This window comes from Paenibacillus sp. FSL R7-277, from assembly GCF_000517965.1.
GTDB lineage: Bacteria > Bacillota > Bacilli > Paenibacillales > Paenibacillaceae > Paenibacillus_AQ > Paenibacillus_AQ silagei.
In genome coordinates this window covers 1-18,408 of sequence record NZ_ASPX01000012.1, presented here as the reverse complement: position 1 = coordinate 18,408, position 18,408 = coordinate 1, and the positions used below count along the sequence as shown (strand labels likewise).

Genomic DNA, 18,408 nt, shown 5'->3' with positions numbered 1-18,408 from the left:
AAGCCGGAGCAAGCTGTGCCGGCGGTGACTGAATAGACTGTGCCGGGTGTACTCACCGGATAACCGAAGACTTCTCTTTTGAAGAGCCTGTCCCTGGAGGGAGAGGCTCTTTGCCATGCCCGGAGCTGTACTGGATAATTTTGCATACGCTATCATTTGAGGAGCTGGATATAGTTGGTTAATTTTTCATGAAAAAAGAATAATTATACCCATTTTATTTTCAAAGTAAACGCTATCATTAGAAATCGAAACTTGTTATTGTGATTTTTCTCATGTATGATGCTTTTAAACATAGCTTAGAATAAACTCGAATTTTCCACAAACTGGAGAATAGGGTGGTGGGATGAACATTAAATTAACAGTCGAAGACCGTACGATCGCCTTTTTCAGAATCTTTTCTTTGTCCCTCACATCGTTTATGTACCTCATGGTTTCTGCGGGGCCTTCCGTAATATACAAATCCCTACTAATCATTGTGCTATTCTTATTTGCCCAACTATTCCCGTACTATTACCGGAAGTTCCATGCAAGATCCCGTACTCTAATGCTGATGGTCAGTATGGAGACGGCACTCATTGCGGTGTTGATGTTATTTACTGGAGGATACGATAGTCCTTTTAAGCTATATGTACTTAATCCGGTGCTGTTTGCGGCGGGTGCGCTCTCTTTGTATTGTGCCTGGAGTCTGATCCTGGGTTATATTTCCATGGTGGCAGTATCGGGCTACATGGATGCCGGTTCTCCGGGTCTTACGATTGCTGAAATTATACTTGCCAATGGTAACCTGTTTCTAGCCCTGGCTCTCGCGGTTATAGTTATGCAGATGGTTAAGGGGATAAAGCGGCAGCGGGAGGAAGCGAACGCGAGGACCAACGATACCATGGAGCATATCAAATCGCTTTATCACATCGTGGAAACATCAAGCCAGCATGACTTCATGAATATTGGCCAAGTCATTACCGACTATGTGGTCAAGCTTACCAAGCTGGAGAAGGCCCTGTTCTGGTTCGCCAAAAAAAGCGGTGAGCCTGCTCCGCAGAGCCGTCAGACGGGCTGGCAGCATGAGGAGGAGCGCTTTCTGTTCATGGAGCTGGAGAAGCATGAGCATGAATGGAGGCTGCAGCGTGAACCGGTATTCAAGAGTATGCCGGGGATCGGCGACTTCCTGCTGATGCCGGTAAGAATGAGCACCCGGTTCGTCGGAATGATTGGCGTGAAGCTGGAAGCCTCGGAAGGGCTGGAGGGCCGCCGGTGGTACATCCAGCAACTGATGTTCCTGTCGGAGCTGAGTGCGATTATTCTTGAGCGCCACGAGCTGGGCGTGATCGAGAACCGGCTAATCATCACGAACGAGCAGAACCGGATAGCCGATGAGATGCACGACAGTGTCTCCCAGAGTCTTTTCGGCATCGTCTATGCGACCCATTCCCTGAAGCAGACGTGGCGCAAAATGTCTGAGCGGGAGCTGGAGGAGCAGATTGAGCTTATCCATGATTCAGCCACCAAGGTAGCCAAGGAGCTTCGGATTACCATCTACAGCCTCAGCTCGAAGAAGAGCGGCGGCCCGAGCTGGCTTGGGATGGTGCGCTCGCATCTGAAGAGCCTCTCCCGGCTTAATGATGTTGAGATTGAACTGAAAATAACGGGGGATGATTTCAGTCTCCCTTATCCTTACCACAAGGCACTCTTCCGGATTATCTCCGAAGCGACCGGCAACGCCATAAGACATGGTGCTGCCAGCCGGGTGGATGTAGAACTGTCGCTTAAGCCGAAATGGATTAGACTATCGATTGTCGACGATGGCATCGGTTTCGATGCAGATCTGATCTGGGCTGAATCCGAGGATCACTCAGGCGGACTGGGAATGAAGAATATGCAATATCTAGCACAGTCCCTTGGAGGCGATTTCCAGTTAACCAGCAGCGAGAACGCTGGAACCAGAATTTTAATCTCTATACCTGTCGGTGTGGCTGAACTGAAAAATGCATAAACTTTAGGCAGGAGGTCGTTCAAGTGAAAATCGTCATTGTTGATGATCACCCTTTGGTGAGAAGAGGATTGGCATCTGTGATATCGATGCAGTCCAATCTGCAGTTTGCCGGCGAAGCAACGAATGGCCAAGAAGCTCTTCTCGTGATTGAGGAGATACAGCCTGATCTTGTGCTGATTGATCTGAAGCTTGCCGATGAATCGGGCCTGGATATTATCAAGGAAGCCCGCGTGCGCGGATTCTCATGCAAGTTCATCCTGCTGACATCCTCAGCCAGCCGGGAAGATTTCCTGAAGGCGGAGGAAGTGCTGGTAGACGGTTATGTACTGAAGGAAGCTCTGCCTGAAGAATTGCTGTTTGCCATTCAACTGGTCCACAAGGGCAGGAAGTATTACGATCCCGGGCTGATGGAAGATAAGATGCGCATGAGCGGCAGCAGTCCGACGGATGAGCTTACACCCAAAGAGAAGGAAGTTCTGATCGAGCTGGGACAGGGGGCCTGCAACCGCGAGATTGCTTCACGCCTGTTCATCAGCGAATTCACCGTCAAGAAGCATGTCAGCCAGATTCTGGCGAAGCTGCAGGTGGCGGACCGGACGCAGGCGGCCTTATACGCCAATGCTGTCGGGCTTACCAAATATGAGATGTCATACGATTAATAATCATCCCTGTGAATGATCGGGGACGGAGCACGGACAATACTGTCCGTGTTTTTTTGTGTTCCGGGAAATCAAACCGAACACAATGGGCGGCTGTGAGGCCCACGGGCCGAATGTATGCGAAAAACAGCATACATTGTGCTGCCGCGGAATGCTGGCCCCAAGGTGCACCAGCAGCCTTCCCCCCGGTTAGGTGATGTTGTGTCACCGGGGGTGTTAGCATTTTCCATGGATATGGTACTAAAGTATACCATTCACCCCCTCTGGCGGACCAAACGGGGGTACTCGAAAGTGAAGTGTAAAGTGATGCGAGGGGGCATGTGATAAATCCTGCGCATTGATAGAATAAAAGCAAGACATCTGAAACTTTCATGATTGCTTTCAAAACGAACACAAGCGGAAGGAGGGTTACTGTGGAAAAGACGATTCTGGATTACATTAACCTGATAAAGAAAAAATTATGGTTAATCATGGTATTTGTACTGATCTCCTGCGCCACCACCTTCTACGTCAGTAAAAACTTCGTTGCACCCGTCTACTCCGCCTCTGGACAGCTACTGGTCAACAACGTTGTGAATGTCCCCGAGAGCAATAATCTCAACGCACTGAACTTCAGTCTTAACCTCATCGAGAGCTATAAGGAAATCATGAAGTCGCCAACCATTATGAAGAGTGTGATTGCGGAGCATCCCGAGTTCGGTCTGACGGCGGGCCAACTGGCTGCCAAGCTGCAGATCAAATCCTCGGAGAAAAGCCAGGTGATTAATCTGACCGTGGAGGATAAGGATTACGGCACCGCAGCTACGATTGTAAACGCGGTTTCGCAGACCTTCATCCGCAGCCTGCCGGCACTGATGAACCTGGATAATGTAACATTCCTGACTCCGGCTGATCCTGCAGCCCAGCCTCTGCCGGTCAACGGCGGGGTGACCATGAATATTCTGATCAGCTTCGTAGTGTCACTGATGGCAGCGGTCGGGATTATCCTGCTGATGGAGACGCTGAACGGTACGCTGAGAAACGAGAAGGAAGCGGAATTTGAGCTTGGCCTTCCGGTCATTGCCAGTATTCCGGCCATCCGCAAACGCGATTTCGGCAGTGCGGACAATGACAAGGCAAGAGTAGGGGAGGGCAAATATGTTACGGCTGAATAGAAGTCTAATCGCGGACATAAACCCGTCATCGCATGTCTCCGAATCCTTCCGCTCGCTGCGCACGTATATCCGCCAGCTCGGCTTACTGAAGGGGCCCGGCGGACAGGTGTTGCTCTTCACCTCAGCGGAGAGCGGCGAAGGCAAGACCACCATTCTCTCCAATCTGGCTGTATCCTTCGTACAGGATGGCAAGAAGGTAGCGGTGGTGGATTGTAACCTGCGGAAGCCCGGCCTGCATAGCGTCTTCGATGTGGAAGGCAGCCAGGGGCTGGCAGCTTACTTGAGCGGCTACGAGGAAGCTAAGGACGTTCTGGTATACGGCAGCTTGGCGAATCTGGCGGTAATCCCTGCCGGAGTGAGTACAGTCAGTCCGCCGGATCTGCTCGGCAGCGAGAAGATGGCCGGACTGCTTACAGAGCTGAAGGCAAGCTTCGATCTGATTCTGCTGGATTCGCCGCAGGCGGTCGATTACAGCGATGCACGGATTCTGGCCCCGCTCTCGGACGGGGTGGTCATTGTCGCCAGACACGGCCGGACGAAGCGCGAAGCGCTCCGCAAGCTGAAGGGTCTCATGGAACAGACAGGTGTAAGGATTCTCGGAATAGCAATGAACCAGACCAAGTAGAACACCGAAGCGGCAATGTGAACGAAACTATTGGGAGGTATGTGTGATGAAAAAGGTAAAAAAGGTAATTATCCCGGCGGCCGGGTTAGGCACACGTTTCCTTCCGGCGACCAAGGCAATGCCCAAGGAAATGCTGCCTATTATCAACAAACCGACGATCCAGTATATCGTGGAGGAGGCCATTGCCTCCGGGATTGAAGACATCATCATTGTTACCGGTAAGGGAAAGCGGGCGATCGAGGATCATTTCGACAACGCCTTTGAGCTTGAATCCCGGCTGCTGGAGGACGGTAAGCTGGAGCTGCTCAAAGAGGTACAGCGGTCCTCCAAGGTGGAAATTCACTACATCCGGCAAAAGGAACCCAAGGGTCTCGGCCATGCCGTATGGTGTGCCAGACGGTTCATCGGCGATGAGCCATTCGGCGTTATGCTCGGCGATGATATTGTAACCGGACAGGTCCCTTGCCTGAAGCAGCTGATCGACCAGTATGAGGAGACCCAGAACTCGGTAATCGGGGTACAGGTTATCCCGGATGAATTCACGAACCGCTACGGGATTATCGAGCCGGATCTGCAGGACGGGAAGCTCTACCGGGTGAACAACTTCGTGGAGAAGCCGGCACTTGGCACGGCGCCTTCCAATCTGGCAATCATGGGCCGCTATGTCTTTACCCCTAAGATCTTCAAGTATCTCGATCTACAAGAGAAGGGCGCGGGCGGTGAGATCCAGCTGACGGATGCCATTCAGAAGCTGAACCAGAGCGAACGTGTCTATGCTTATAACTTCGACGGTACCAGATATGATGTCGGCGAACGGCTCGGTTATATTTTGACCACACTGGAATTTGCCTTAGAGAGCGAGGATCTGCGTTATCAGGTCATGGATGCTATGGCGGAATGGTTAAAAAAAGCGGAACAGACCTCGGTCAGCAGCTGAGACGGTTCCCCGAAAGCGAGCGACACAAGCCGGAGTCAAGAAGTAAGGCTGCATAAACCTTAACGAGAAATGAGGAGAGATGAGCATGCAAAAACTGCCGGAAGACTATGAGGCCGTCCTGCCGAAACTTTACATGCTGCATTCGGGTGAAGAAAGCAAGGGAATGGAGTCCTATCTGGTCATGAAGCGGATCATCGACATCTTATTCTCTGCCCTGGGGCTGCTGTTCCTGCTCCCGCTCTTCGCAGTGGTGGCTGTCCTGATTAAGCTGGAAGATCCGAAGGGCAAGGTGTTCTTCCGCCAAATGCGGGTCGGCAAGGACGAGAAGCTGTTCCCCATGTACAAGTTCAGATCCATGGTCTCTAATGCCGAGGAGCTGAAGGAGAGTCTCATGGCCTATAACGAAGTAAGCGGCGCGATGTTCAAGATCAAGAATGATCCCCGCATTACGCGGATTGGAAGATTCATGCGCAAGACCAGTATTGATGAACTGCCGCAGCTCTGGAACGTGCTGATGGGGCATATGAGTCTGGTGGGTCCCCGTCCTCCGCTCGTTGAAGAGGTGGAGCAGTACACGGAATACGACAAGCAGCGGCTGATGGTAACCCCCGGCTGCACCGGCTACTGGCAGGTAAATGCCAGAAACAGCGTCGGCTTCGACGAGATGGTTCAGCTGGATCTCACGTATATCCACATGCGCAGCACGATGCTGGATCTGAAGATTATTGTCAAGACCGGCCTGATGCTGCTAGGTTCCAAAAATGCTTATTAAAAATATGGGAATTAGGTGATGCCGATGTTCGTACACGGAGATGGACCTGAGATTTCCATTATCATATGCACCTATAACCGGTCGGCGCTGCTGGTGAAGACTCTTCATTCGCTGCTGCCGCTGGAGAATTTGCACCAGGCCGAGATCATCGTCGTGGATAACCAGTCCACAGATGATACGGCGGCCGCCATTAAGGGGTTCATCGAAACCTATGGTGCGGATATGGATATCCGTTATCTGCTGGAGCCGGTTCAAGGGCTGTCAGCAGCCCGGAACACAGGGATTCTGGCTTCCAAATCGCAGCTCATCGCCTTCCTGGATGATGATGCGATCCCTTGCCGGACCTGGATTACAACCATTGTGGGCACCTTTGCGGATAAGCCCGAGGTGATGGCTATGGGCGGCAAGATTGCTCCGATCTTCGAGAGCAAGCGCCCGGATTGGCTGATCAAGCCGTTCGAGCTTCCGTATACGATTGTCGATCTGGGGAGCCGGATTAAAGAGTATCCGAAGCGTCTTCACCCTTGCGGGGCCAACATGGCGATGCGCAAGCCGGTATTCGATATCAGCCTGTTCCCGCTGGAGCTGGGCCGCAAGGGCGATTCGCTGCTCTCGGGTGAAGAGACCTGGCTGTTCAGCCAGCTGCAGCAGGAAGGGCATTCGATTCTCTATCATCCCGAGATGGCCGTGGATCATTTCGTTCCGGCGAACCGGCTGACGGAGGACTGGATCATGAAGCGGTATTACAGCCAAGGCATATCGAATGCTATGAAAAGTGAAGGAATGAAAGGGCATCTGCTGCTCCTGGGCAAGACAGGCGCCAAAGTCATCTACATCCTGGCAGATTCCGTTCTTTCCCGCAGTAAGGGAAGGAAGCTGCTGAATAAATGCCGGCTGGAGAGTATTCGCGGAACTCTTCATATGATTCTTAACCGGAAGAGGGAATCCGCAGCGGGGTGAGGGGAGGTACGCGCGATGACCCATTTTGAGTGGGGCTCCAAAATCAATAGTCTGCCATATGGAATGCTCTATCTCGTAACTGCACTGTTCCTAGGAACAGCCGTCATCTTCCAGCCGGTCATCGCAGTAGCGGCCGTATTCTTCATTCTGCTGCTGGTTGCCTCCCTGTCACGCCCTGAGCTGATCAGCTATTTCGTTCTGCTGACCACGGCGGTCTCGATTAACTTCTTGTACAGCGGGAGTATGTTCGGTATTGAGATCCTGTCGCTCTACAAGCTGGTGATTCTGATGCTGCTGGTGCCGTGTATTCTGGTTAATGGCCTGAGGTTCAAGCTCAGCCCTCCCTTATGGGCGATGCTGGTCCTGATTCTGCTCACCTTCAGCTTCTCCATCTGGCTGCCGGAGATGAGCACATCGATTGCGGTCAAAGCCTTCATCGGACTGTCTCTGCCCTTCGTACTTCTGCTGATCAACTGGAAGAAGGAGGTCGCCGAGAAGCAGATCCGGATCATTACCCTGCTGCCGCTGGTCAGCATGCTGATAGGCGTGGTGCTGCAAGCTGCGAATATACATTCACTGGTAGCCGTGGAGTTCACAGGTGCGGTGCGGGTGCAGGGGGCGAACATTCCGCCTCACCTGGCGATGCTGGCCTTCATGGGAGTAGCGATCGCGTTCATCGAGATCAAGCGTAGTCCGCAGTATACCCGGTTCAATTACATCATGCTGGGGCTGAATTTCTTCATTCTGGTGATTACAGGCACGCGCGGGCCGATTCTCGCCCTGGTCCTGATGGTGCTCTATTACTTCTATGATATCTCCCGCGCTTTTCTGAAGGGGAGGAAGAGATTTCTGATCCCGCTGCTGTGTTCACTGCTGGTCATCACCTCGGCAGTATACATGCAGCTCGACAACCTCAAGAAGCGCTCCTTCGAACGGACGACCGAGACGGGAATTGACCTGTCGGGGCGGGCGGAGGCCTGGGAGTACTTCCTGAACAAGGCGGCGGATTCGCCGGTTGCGGGGCGGGGGCTCGGAGCGGTAACGGTGGCGAATGACGGAACGCTCTACGGAGGGTTCGTGGTTCCGCATAACGAATATATCCGCTTTTATTACGATGGGGGATACGTTGGTGCCATCCTGCTGCTGCTGTCCTTGCTCGCTGTGTTTCTAATGGTATACAGAGTTCTTTTGCCGGCGGTCAAACCTTATTTCCTGCTCTTTATTGCAGCATTTCTGATCTATTCTTTCACGGATAACACGCTGTCGACGGTCCAATTCATCATTCCGTTCTGTTGGTACCTGAACTGCCTGTATCGATCTTCACAGCTGGCCGATTCCCCACAAAAAGAAGTGATACGATGAACCAAGTGAACATGTTCGATGTCAATTTCGATAACTATGATTTCATGGACCTGCTGGATTATATCGACAGAACCATTCAGGAGAGGAACCAATCCTACATCCTGACCTGTAACGTCGACCATGTGATCAAGCTGCGCAAGGATAAAGAGTTCCGGGAAGTGTACTCCGAAGCAGGTGCCGTAGTCGCGGACGGGATGCCGATTATCTGGGCGTCCAAGATGCTCGGCAAGCCGTTGAAGCAAAAGGTGTCCGGCGCAGACCTGTTCAGTCGCCTGGGCAATGCGTTCGAGCAGAGGCAATACCGGTTGTTCTTCCTCGGTGCCGCCGAGGGTGTGGCAGAGCAGGCAACGAAGAATCTGAAGGCCGCCTTCCCGGGCATTAACGTAGTGGGCTGTTACTCTCCCTCCTACGGCTTCGAGCACAACGAAGAAGAGAACCGGCATATTATCCGGCTGCTGACCGAGAGCCAGCCCGATATCGTGTTCGTAGGGGTAGGCGCACCGAAGCAGGAGAAGTGGATCTACCGTCACTATACCTCCTATCAGGCGCCGGTCTCCATCGGCGTAGGTGCAACCTTCGACTTCCTGTCCGGCTCGGTGAAGCGGGCCCCGGATTTCATGCAGCGAACCGGCATGGAGTGGCTATGGAGACTTAGCCAGGAGCCGGGCCGGTTATGGAAAAGATACCTTGTCGACGATGCCCAGTTCCTGGTGCTGCTGCTCAAGGAGCTGCGCAAACGGGGCAAGGTGAAGAACGGCAGTACGGATTAAAGAGTGCGGCGAAAGACGGGAGGCAGGGAATGAAGATGCTAAGCAGAGATGAGAATAGTCTGAATCTTCCATCGGCACAAGCCGTGAAGTCGGCTGTAATGATGACCTTGATCTGCGCCTCGGCGCTCGCCCTGCCGCTGGCGATCGGCTTCGCCAGTGCGAACCTGAGCGCGTCGAACAGCCTGCAGGGCATCATTCTGGCAGGCATCCTCTTTCCGGCCTTGCTGCTGGCCTTGCTGAATACACGGATGCTCATCCCGTACACGCTGCTGATCTGGGCGGTTGCCCCGGAGCTGCGGCGGATTGCAGACTGGTACGAAGGCGTGTATCATTCCGTCTCTCTGCTCAGTCTGGCCCCGCTGCTGACCGGAGCGACCTTAGCCATTCCGGTGCTGCGGGAAATTCACCGGATCCGCAAGTCCTCCACCCGGATCATGCTGCTGTTCTCCATCGCTCTGGCCTACGGCGCATTGATTGGTCTGGCGAAGAACGGCATCGGCTCGGTATACGATCTGGCAAATTACATCGTACCGCTGCTGCTGATTCCTTTCTTCGCGGTGACGCCGTTTAAGCCGAAGGATATCGACCGGCTGCTGTACGCTTTTGCCAACATTGCCGTGCTGGTTGCCGTTTACGGGATCGTGCAGTATCTGACCGTTCCTCCCTGGGACGCCTTCTGGATGCGGAACGCCGATATGATCTCCATCGGGACTCCCTATCCGCTGGAGATCCGGGTCTTCTCGACCCTGAACTCCCCGGGTCCGGCTGCAACCTTCCTGGTCTTCGCCCTGGTGCCGATGATTCTGGAGAAAAGATGGCAGGGTACCCTGCGCTGGCTCGGTGTTCTGCTCGTAGTAGTCTGCCTGCTGACTACGCTCGTCCGGTCCGCATGGCTGGTCCTGCTGGTGATGCTGCTGGTCTACATCGCATCCTCTCCCTCCAAGGGCAAATGGAAGACGCTGCTCCAGCTCGCATTCGTGGCAGCCGCGCTGTTCTGGATTGTTCCGAAGCTGCCTGGAGCAGAGGGGCTGGTGGCCCGGATGGAGACCCTGACCTCCGTGCAGGAGGATCATTCATACAATGAACGCCTTAGCCTCTGGACCAACATGCTGCCGATGGTGGCAGGCAATCCGGTAGGGCAGGGGATCGGCAGTGTAGGCCAGGGCACCAAGCTTGGCAACGGCGGAGAGCTTGGGGAATACGGCAATATGGATAACGGCTTCATCGCGCTGCTGCTGACCTTCGGTGTACTCGGCGCATTGTTTTTCTTCGGAGCGCTCGGTGCGGTCATCAAGGAGATCGGCGCCAGAGTCACCCGCAGGAATGAACTTCAGCCTTACGCCAGACTGGCGCTGGCGGCGTGGATGGGAGCTGTAGCCAGCCTGATATCGGATAACGGCTTTCCCGGTCTTAAGGGGTATCTGATCTGGATGCTGATCGGACTTGGCCTCAGTGCCAAGGAGCTCAATCAAAGCAGAAAGAAGGGACTACCGCATGCAGCAGTCAAGCGCCAAATCACTACCCGCTAACCGGGTATGGTCCACCTTCCGGAGATTCACGAAGAGTAAGGACAATAGCTCGGCTGCTGTCAAAACGATGTTCGTCAGCGTGCTGATCCTGCTGGTCAATATGCTGACCGGTGTACTGACCGCCCGTTATCTCGGCCCGTCAGGCCGGGGGGAGCAGACAGCGATGGTGAACTGGTCGCAGTTCCTGGCCTTCAGCATGAGCTTCGGCATTCCCTCGGCGCTGATCTATAATGCCAAGAAGAATCCGGAGGAAGCCGGGGTGCTGTACCGGATCGCCCTGCTGATCGGCCTGACATTCGGAACCATCGCCATGACAGTCGGGATACTCGTGCTGCCTTATTGGCTGGGGTCCTTCAGTCATGAGGTAGTGGTCTTCGCCCAGTGGTCGATGATTCTCTGCCCGCTGATTGTGGTGTCGCAGATCAACAACGCGGCCTTCCAGTTCAGAGGAGATTACAAGACCTTCAACTGGATGCGGTACCTGGTGCCGCTGCTGACGCTGGGAGCCATCGGCATTCTGATCCTGACCGGCTACATGAATCCTTATACAACTGCACTGGCCTATCTGGTGCCATCGGTTCCGCTGTTCATCGGGATGACCCTCCTGCTGCTGCGGACCTACAAGGTCAAGCTCCGGGATTCCTATCTTAATTTTAAAAGATTGTTCACCTATGGTCTGGGCTCCTACGGAAACGATCTGCTCGGACAATTCTCGGTATACATAGACCAGATCATCATTGCCGGTTTACTGAGACCGGCAGATCTGGGGCTCTATGCGGTAGCGGTCAGCCTGTCGCGTATGGTGAACTTCTTCGCGAATTCGATCACGGTGGTGCTCTTCCCGAAGGCCTCCGAGATGTCGAAGGACGAAGCGGTTGCCCTTACCTTCAAGGCTTTCCGGATAAGTACTACCTGTACTTTGCTTGGCGCAGTGTTCCTGATGCTGGTAGCGCCCTTTGTCATCCCGCTGCTCTACGGCAAGGATTTCAATACCGCGCTTACCGTGTTCCGCCTGCTGCTGCTGGAAGTAACCATCAGCGGCGGGACGCTGATTCTGGCTCAGGTGTTCATGGCGCTGGGCAAGCCGAAGTTCGTATCCATCCTGCAGGGGGTCGGCCTGATCCTCGTGATTCCGCTGCTCTTCCTGCTGGTGCCGAAGTTCGGATTGTTCGGAGCCGGGGTGGCTATGCTCTCATCGGCTGTGCTGCGGTTCCTGTTCATTATTCTCAATATTAGATACAACCTGAAGGTTAAGCTTCCGCGGCTGCTCATTAACGGCCAGGACCTTCAGTGGATGAAGACGACGATGAATTCGTATATTCGCAAGAAACCTATGGATGTGTAGAGGATGTCTAAGCATTTAAGGGTTTGATTCAAGTGTTTTGCTTATGAATCAAATGGTTTGTATTTGTTTCAGCGAGCAGAGACACGATGCGAGCCCCTATCTGCTTAAAAAACCATGGGACGGTGCTTGGAGGAACGTAGAGAAAATTTGGAGCTGTAGGAGCGAATGCGTCCGCCTTTGTGTTTGGATTTCTACCGCGAAAAGCGGTTCTAATCAGGAAATCTAAACACAACAGCGGCCGTAAGCCCAAACTTTTCTCGGAGCGACGACACACACCGGACCATCAGAAGGAGGATACCTATCATGGATTCAGTAACAAGCGTGCTTGGCGGCCGGGGCAGCTACCCGATCTCGGCGGTCATCATTGCCCAGGACGACGAAGTTCGGATATCCAAAGCCATTCAGTCCTGCCGGTTATTCGCCGATGAGGTGGTTGTAATCGACGGAGGAAGCAAAGACGGGACCGTAGGGCTATCCGAGAGCCTGGGATGCCGGGTGTATGTCAACCCATGGCCCGGATATGCGAAGCAAAGGGAATTCGGAGTGGAACGTGCCATCCATGATTGGGTCTTCCTGATTGATACCGACGAAGTGGTCAGCGAGGAGCTGGCCCGGGATATCCTGGAGCGCAAGCCGGGACTGACCGATGCTACGGTCGCGTTCTCGCTGTACCGGATTGGCGACTTCCTAGGCAAATGGCTGGATAAAGGCGAGTATCTGGTGCGGCTGTATAACCGCAAGGAATACGGTATCCGCAACTCTCTGGTGCATGAGATGCCAGAGGTGTCCGAGGAACGGACCGTGAAGCTGAACGGAACGCTGTGGCATCAAGGCTTCCGCAGCATCAACGATCATGTCGCCCGGTTCAACAAATACACCGATCTGGAAGCAGAGAGTGCATTCGCCAGCGGCAAGCCGTTCAAGCTGAGTCACCTGCTGCTGCGTCCGCCGGCACGGTTCCTGCAGAAGTATTTCCTGCATGGCCTGTTCAAGAAAGGCATCTCGGGCTTCGCGGTATCCGTCTTCTGGGTGATGTATGAATTCATGGTCGGCTTCAAGCATTACGAATTGCACAGCGCAGGCAGGCTGGCCCGGCATAACGAAGCGGGTCAGGCCGAGAAGGAGAACAAGGGGGAGAGAAGCTATGTCGTACAATGACGGACTCAACATTATGACGACCGGCCTCAGCTGGCCCTCGTTACAGCCCGGAGGACTGAACACCTATTTCAAATCCGTGTGTGAACAGCTCTCTTCACGGAACCGGGTGCATGCCCTGATCTGCAGCCAGGAAACACCGGAGACGCCGAAGGAACTGATCATTCACAATGCCGGTGATCCGAAGGAGACGATCTGGAAGCGCAAGGATGCTTTCCAGCGCAAGGCGGCCTCCCTGATGGGGGATGGCAGCGGGCGGATTGATATCCTCTACACCCACTTCGCCCCTTACGGCATCGGGCCGGCGATTGAAGCGAAGAAGCGGGGGATTCCGGTCATCATGACCTTCCACGGCCCGTGGAACGAAGAGATGAAGATCGAAGGTCAAGGTATCAAGCATAAGGTCAAAACAACGATTGCCAAATCGATAGAACATAAGGCTTACAAGCTGGCGGACAAATTCATCGTCCTCAGCGATTATTTCCGCAATATGCTGCACGAACTGCATGGTGTACCGCTGCATAAGATTACTGTCATTCCGGGAGCGGCCAATGTCGAGCGGTTCACACCCGCCCCCAATCGGCTGGCGGTCCGCCGGACGCTGAATCTGCCGGAAGGCGCAACAACCGTCCTGACGGTCCGCCGGCTGATGAACCGGATGGGGCTGCTGCAGCTGCTGGAAGCCTGGAAGCAGGTGGCAGAGCGGTTCCCGAATGCGATTCTGCTGATCGGGGGCAAGGGCCCGCTGCGCGGGGAGCTGGAAGAGCGGATCGCCGATTACGGGCTGGGCAACAAGGTCCGGCTGCTCGGGTACATTCCCGATCATGAGCTGGCCTCCTATTATCAGGCGGCAGATATGTTCGTCGTTCCATCCCAGGCGCTGGAAGGCTTCGGCCTGATCACCGTCGAGGCGCTGGCCTCGGGGCTGCCGGTGATGGCTACGCCGGTCGGCGGCAACAAGGAGATTCTCCAGGGCTTCCGTCCGGAGCTGCTGTTCAAGAGTGCGGCCAGCGAGGATATGGCGGAAGGCATGATTCATATGCTGAGCAACCGCAAGCTGCTGCCGGGCCGGGACGAATGCCGGAATCATGTGCTGGAGAAGTACACCTGGCAGCATGTGGGCGACAAGATTGAATCTGTATTCCTCGAAACCTTGGGAAAGGGTGTGAGCGTAGGATGATCAAAGTCGCTTATATCGACCACACCGCCAAATGGAGCGGGGGCGAGGTTGCCCTGTTCAACATCCTCACCAACATTGGTGAGCAGATTGAGCCGCTGGTGATCCTGGCGGAGGAAGGCACGCTTGCCGAACGTCTGCGGGAGAAGGGCATCGATGTCCGCATTATCCCGCTGGATGAGAGCATCCGCAGCCGCGGCCGCAATGCCGTGAATCTCGGGGCTCCGGCGGCTGCTATGAAGCTGCTGGCTTATGGCCGTAAGCTGGCTCCGCTGCTGAAGGAAGAGAAGGTGGATTGCGTGCATACCAATTCCCTGAAATCGGCCTTTTACGGAGCTGTTGCTGCCAAAAAAGCGGGCGTGCCGCTGATCTGGCACATCCGGGATCACATCGGGGCGCCTTATCTGAAGCCGGTTGTCGCCAAGGCGATCCGGCTGCTGTCACGCCTGCTGCCGAACGGGGTCATTGCCAATTCCCACTCCACGCTGAATGCGCTGGAGCTGCCGCGCTCGAAGAAGACGCTGGTCGTCTACTCGGCCTTCGCCAAGGCGATCGGTGAAGGGATCGGCCGGCGGGACCGGAAGGACTTCAACGTCCTGCTGGTCGGGCGGCTCGCCCACTGGAAAGGCCAGCATATTGTGCTGGAAGCGGCCAAGGCCTTCAAGCAGGACAGCCGCGTGAAGTTCTGGCTGGCCGGTGACGCTTTGTTCGGAGAGGAAGAATACAAGCAGGAATTAATTCAGCAGATGCAGCAAGGGGACATCACCAATGTCAGCCTGCTGGGTCATGTGGATGATATACAAGGACTCATGAACCAAGCGGATTTACTGATTCATACGTCGATCACTCCTGAGCCGTTCGGCCAGGTCATCGTCGAAGGCATGGCAGCCGGATTGCCGGTCATTGCCTCCAATGAAGGCGGTCCGGTAGAGATCGTAGTTCCTGGTGAGACAGGACTGCTGATCCAGCCCGGAGATGCTACTGTACTTGCAGACTCCATCACCTGGATGCTGAACCATCCCGAAGAGCGTAGACGGATGGCGGACAATGGAATGAGACGGGTGAAAGAGCATTTTGTCATCGAGAACACGGTCAAGGATATTGTCGCTTACTACAAAGGTCTGCTGGCAGTCACCTGACCTTCCCGCTCCATAATGCTTAAGGCTTGCATCATATCTGTCTCTAGCCATGCGTGTACTGCTTAATGATGCTGCTCCATAAAACTTTGAGGATGATTCACATGAAAATTGCGATCGCGCACGATTATTTAATCCAGATGGGCGGGGCGGAACGGGTGGTGGAGGTGTTTCATCACATGTACCCGGAAGCTCCGATCTTCACAACGGTTTTTAACGGAAGCCGCCTGACCGATAACCTCAAAGATGCCGATATCCGGGCCTCCTGGCTGCAGAAGATTCCGGGAGTGAAGCGTAACTTCAAAGGGGTGCTCCCGCTCTACCCCATGGCTGTCCGCGATTTGGACTTCAGCGGGTATGATATCGTTCTTAGCTCCAGCAGTGCTTTTATGAAAAGCATTCAGGTGCCCGAGTCCACCTTCCATCTGTGCTACTGTCATACGCCGATGCGTTTCGCCTGGGACTATGACACATACATGGAGCGGCAATCGAATTCCGGGTTGTTCAAAAGACTGCTTAAGGTGTATATGCAGCGGCTCAAGAACTGGGATCAGCGCACCTCCAAAAATGTGAACCAGTTCGTCGCCAACTCCTCAGTCGTGAAGACGCGGATTCAGAATTATTACCACCGGGATTCCGATGTGATTTTCCCGCCCATCAATACGGCCCGCTTCTCCAGCTCTACGAGCATCGGCGATTATTATCTGATTGTCTCGCGGCTGGTCTCCTACAAGCGGATCGATCTGGCGGTGGAGGCGTTCAACCGTAACGGGCTCAAGCTGTATATTGTCGGGGACGGACCGGACAGGAAGCGTCTGGAAGGCATGGCCAAGGGGAATGTTTCGTTTCTGGGCCGGCTGGAGGATGAGGAAGTCACAGGGCTGATGTCCCAGTGCCGGGCGTTTGTTTTCCCGGGGGAAGAGGATTTCGGCATCACGCCGCTGGAGGCGAATGCTGCTGGAAGACCGGTCATCGCCTATCAGGCCGGGGGAGCGCTGGACACGATTATTCCATACGTTAACGGCGTGTTTTTCCAGCATCAGGAAGTTGATGATTTGCTTAAGGCCATTGATGAGGTGGAGTCCTATGCGTGGGATATCGACCAGATTATGGGCCATGCACGCAAATTCGATGAGCAGGCGTTTATGGTTCAGTTCAAGCAGTATGTGGAACAGGCCTACGTCAATTTCCTAAAAGGAGGATGAAAGTATGAAACTCGCAGTGATTGGTACCGGCTATGTAGGACTTGTATCAGGCGTATGCTTTACCCTAAATGGAAATCATGTCATCTGTGTGGATAAGGATGAACAGAAGATCGAGAAGCTGAACCGGATGGAATCCCCTATCTATGAGCCGGGCATTGAGGCCCTGATTGAAATGAATCTGCGCGAGGGGCGGCTGAGCTTCTCGTCCGATCTTCAGGAGTCGGTCCGCCGCTCCGATATCGTCATTCTTGCCGTGGGTACGCCTTCTCTGCCGGGCGGCGAAGCCGACCTGAGATATATCGAAGGGGCGGCTGCCGAGATTGCGCAGGCGATGGAAGGCTATAAGATCATTATGACCAAGTCGACCGTCCCTGTTGGAACCAATGAGCGCATCCGCCAGCTGATCTCCTCCCTCACGAATCATCCCTTCGATATCGTCTCTGCGCCTGAATTCCTCCGTGAAGGCTCTGCCATCCGCGACACGCTTCATCCCGACCGGATCGTAATCGGACTGGATAATCAGGCGCTTGAGCCGACCATGCGCGAGCTGCATAAGGGCTTCACAGAGAATGTATTCGTCACGGATATCCGCAGCGCCGAGATGATCAAATATGCCTCGAATGCTTTTCTGGCGACGAAGATCTCCTTCATTAATGAGATTGCCAACATTTGCGAAAAGGTAGGAGCGGATGTCACCGAAGTCGCAGGCGGCATGGGGATGGACCAGAGAATCGGTGCGACCTTCCTGCAGGCCGGTATCGGCTATGGCGGCTCCTGCTTCCCGAAGGATACCAATGCGCTGATCCAGATTGCCGGGAATGTGGATTATGAGTTCAAGCTGCTCAAATCCGTCGTTGAAGTCAATAAAGGCCAGCGCTTCATGATTATCTCCAAGCTCCATGAATCGCTCGGCAGCCTGCGCGGCGCGGTCATTGGCATCTGGGGGCTTGCCTTCAAGCCCAATACCGATGATGTCCGCGAGGCCCCGGCCCGTGAGATCGTCGAGGCGCTGGTCGCTGAGGGCGCCATCGTGAAGCTGTACGATCCCATCGCCGCCGAGAACTTCCGCAAGGAATACGATCACCCGCAGCTCCGCTGGTGCGGACTGGCCGAAGAGGCAGCCGAGGGCAGCGATGCTGTCTGCCTGCTGACCGACTGGAGCCAGTTCAAGGAGATCAACCTGCACCAGCTTGCCGGAACCATGCGCCGCCAGGTGCTGATCGACGGCCGCAATGTCTATACCAAAGAGCAAATCGAGGGCACCGGCCTCGAATATATCTCCGTCGGCCGCCCGCAGATGGGCGGGCTTAGCGGATTCTCCGCCAGCGTGGCTGGCGCGGTGTAGACCGGCATTCCACTTGAAGCGTTACGGCGATAAATCCCATTGAATGCGCCGAAAGTGGGCTGGACGGCGAAATGAGAGGGATAAATCCCATTAAATGCGCCGAAAGTGGGCTGATGGGCGACTGGAGAGGGATAAATCCCATTGAATGCGCCGAAAGTGGGCTGATGGGCGACTGGAGAGGGATAAATCCCATTAAAAGCGCCGAAAGCGGGCTGGACGGCGAAATGAGAGGGATAAATCCCATTAAAAGCGCCGAAAGTGGGCTGGACGGCGAAATGAGAGGGATA

16 protein-coding genes are annotated in these 18,408 nt (G+C 54.4%); all 16 read left to right on the top strand.

Translation table 11 applies throughout. The features are described from left to right. Positions 1-544 precede the first annotated feature (544 nt). The 16 genes from C173_RS06605 (at position 545) to C173_RS06530 (ending at position 18,121) form a co-directional block, all read left to right on the top strand. Complete coding sequence (locus tag C173_RS06605; RefSeq protein WP_235191806.1) at positions 545-1,990, top strand: sensor histidine kinase; 1,446 nt, start codon at positions 545-547, stop codon at positions 1,988-1,990. 23 nt (positions 1,991-2,013) lie between these two features. Continuing rightward, on the top strand, positions 2,014-2,649 hold the full coding sequence (locus tag C173_RS06600; protein ID WP_036693598.1) for a response regulator: 636 nt from the start codon (positions 2,014-2,016) through the stop codon (positions 2,647-2,649). A 413-nt stretch (positions 2,650-3,062) separates the two neighbouring features. Then, complete coding sequence (locus C173_RS06595; RefSeq protein WP_036723433.1) at positions 3,063-3,803, top strand: YveK family protein; 741 nt, start codon at positions 3,063-3,065, stop codon at positions 3,801-3,803. After that, on the top strand, positions 3,787-4,428 hold the full coding sequence (locus tag C173_RS06590; RefSeq protein ID WP_036723430.1) for a CpsD/CapB family tyrosine-protein kinase: 642 nt from the start codon (positions 3,787-3,789) through the stop codon (positions 4,426-4,428). Before C173_RS06595 ends, C173_RS06590 begins: the two co-directional genes overlap by 17 nt. A 46-nt stretch (positions 4,429-4,474) precedes the next feature. Beyond that, complete coding sequence (gene galU / locus C173_RS06585) at positions 4,475-5,365, top strand: UTP--glucose-1-phosphate uridylyltransferase GalU (protein WP_036723429.1); 891 nt, start codon at positions 4,475-4,477, stop codon at positions 5,363-5,365. A gap of 79 nt (positions 5,366-5,444) precedes the next feature. Next, a complete protein-coding gene (locus tag C173_RS06580) occupies positions 5,445-6,137 on the top strand; it encodes a sugar transferase (protein WP_036693606.1) in 693 nt (230 codons plus the stop codon). 24 nt (positions 6,138-6,161) lie between these two features. Further along, a complete protein-coding gene (locus tag C173_RS06575; RefSeq protein ID WP_036723428.1) occupies positions 6,162-7,097 on the top strand; it encodes a glycosyltransferase in 936 nt (311 codons plus the stop codon). A gap of 15 nt (positions 7,098-7,112) precedes the next feature. Then, on the top strand, positions 7,113-8,459 hold the full coding sequence (locus tag C173_RS06570) for an O-antigen ligase family protein (RefSeq protein WP_036723427.1): 1,347 nt from the start codon (positions 7,113-7,115) through the stop codon (positions 8,457-8,459). Further along, the gene (locus tag C173_RS06565; RefSeq protein ID WP_036723425.1) at positions 8,456-9,229 is read left to right on the top strand and encodes a WecB/TagA/CpsF family glycosyltransferase; all 774 of its coding nucleotides are present in this window, start codon (positions 8,456-8,458) and stop codon (positions 9,227-9,229) included. Before C173_RS06570 ends, C173_RS06565 begins: the two co-directional genes overlap by 4 nt. A gap of 98 nt (positions 9,230-9,327) precedes the next feature. Next, the gene (locus C173_RS06560; protein ID WP_155991315.1) at positions 9,328-10,758 is read left to right on the top strand and encodes an O-antigen ligase family protein; all 1,431 of its coding nucleotides are present in this window, start codon (positions 9,328-9,330) and stop codon (positions 10,756-10,758) included. Further along, a complete protein-coding gene (locus C173_RS06555; RefSeq protein WP_036723421.1) occupies positions 10,724-12,103 on the top strand; it encodes an oligosaccharide flippase family protein in 1,380 nt (459 codons plus the stop codon). Before C173_RS06560 ends, C173_RS06555 begins: the two co-directional genes overlap by 35 nt. Before the next feature lie 303 nt (positions 12,104-12,406). Continuing rightward, positions 12,407-13,261, top strand: coding sequence for a glycosyltransferase family 2 protein (locus C173_RS06550; protein ID WP_036693614.1), 855 nt, complete (start codon positions 12,407-12,409; stop codon positions 13,259-13,261). Further along, complete coding sequence (locus C173_RS06545; RefSeq protein WP_036723420.1) at positions 13,248-14,438, top strand: glycosyltransferase family 4 protein; 1,191 nt, start codon at positions 13,248-13,250, stop codon at positions 14,436-14,438. Before C173_RS06550 ends, C173_RS06545 begins: the two co-directional genes overlap by 14 nt. After that, complete coding sequence (locus tag C173_RS06540; RefSeq protein ID WP_036723419.1) at positions 14,435-15,574, top strand: glycosyltransferase family 4 protein; 1,140 nt, start codon at positions 14,435-14,437, stop codon at positions 15,572-15,574. The genes C173_RS06545 and C173_RS06540 overlap by 4 nt, the downstream gene beginning before the upstream one ends. A gap of 101 nt (positions 15,575-15,675) precedes the next feature. Further along, positions 15,676-16,776 carry a glycosyltransferase gene (locus tag C173_RS06535; RefSeq protein WP_036723418.1) on the top strand — a complete coding sequence of 367 codons (1,101 nt, stop codon included), beginning with the start codon at positions 15,676-15,678 and terminating at the stop codon, positions 16,774-16,776. Between the two features lie 4 nt (positions 16,777-16,780). After that, a complete protein-coding gene (locus C173_RS06530) occupies positions 16,781-18,121 on the top strand; it encodes a UDP-glucose dehydrogenase family protein (RefSeq protein WP_036723416.1) in 1,341 nt (446 codons plus the stop codon). The last annotated feature ends 287 nt before the right edge of the window (positions 18,122-18,408 follow it).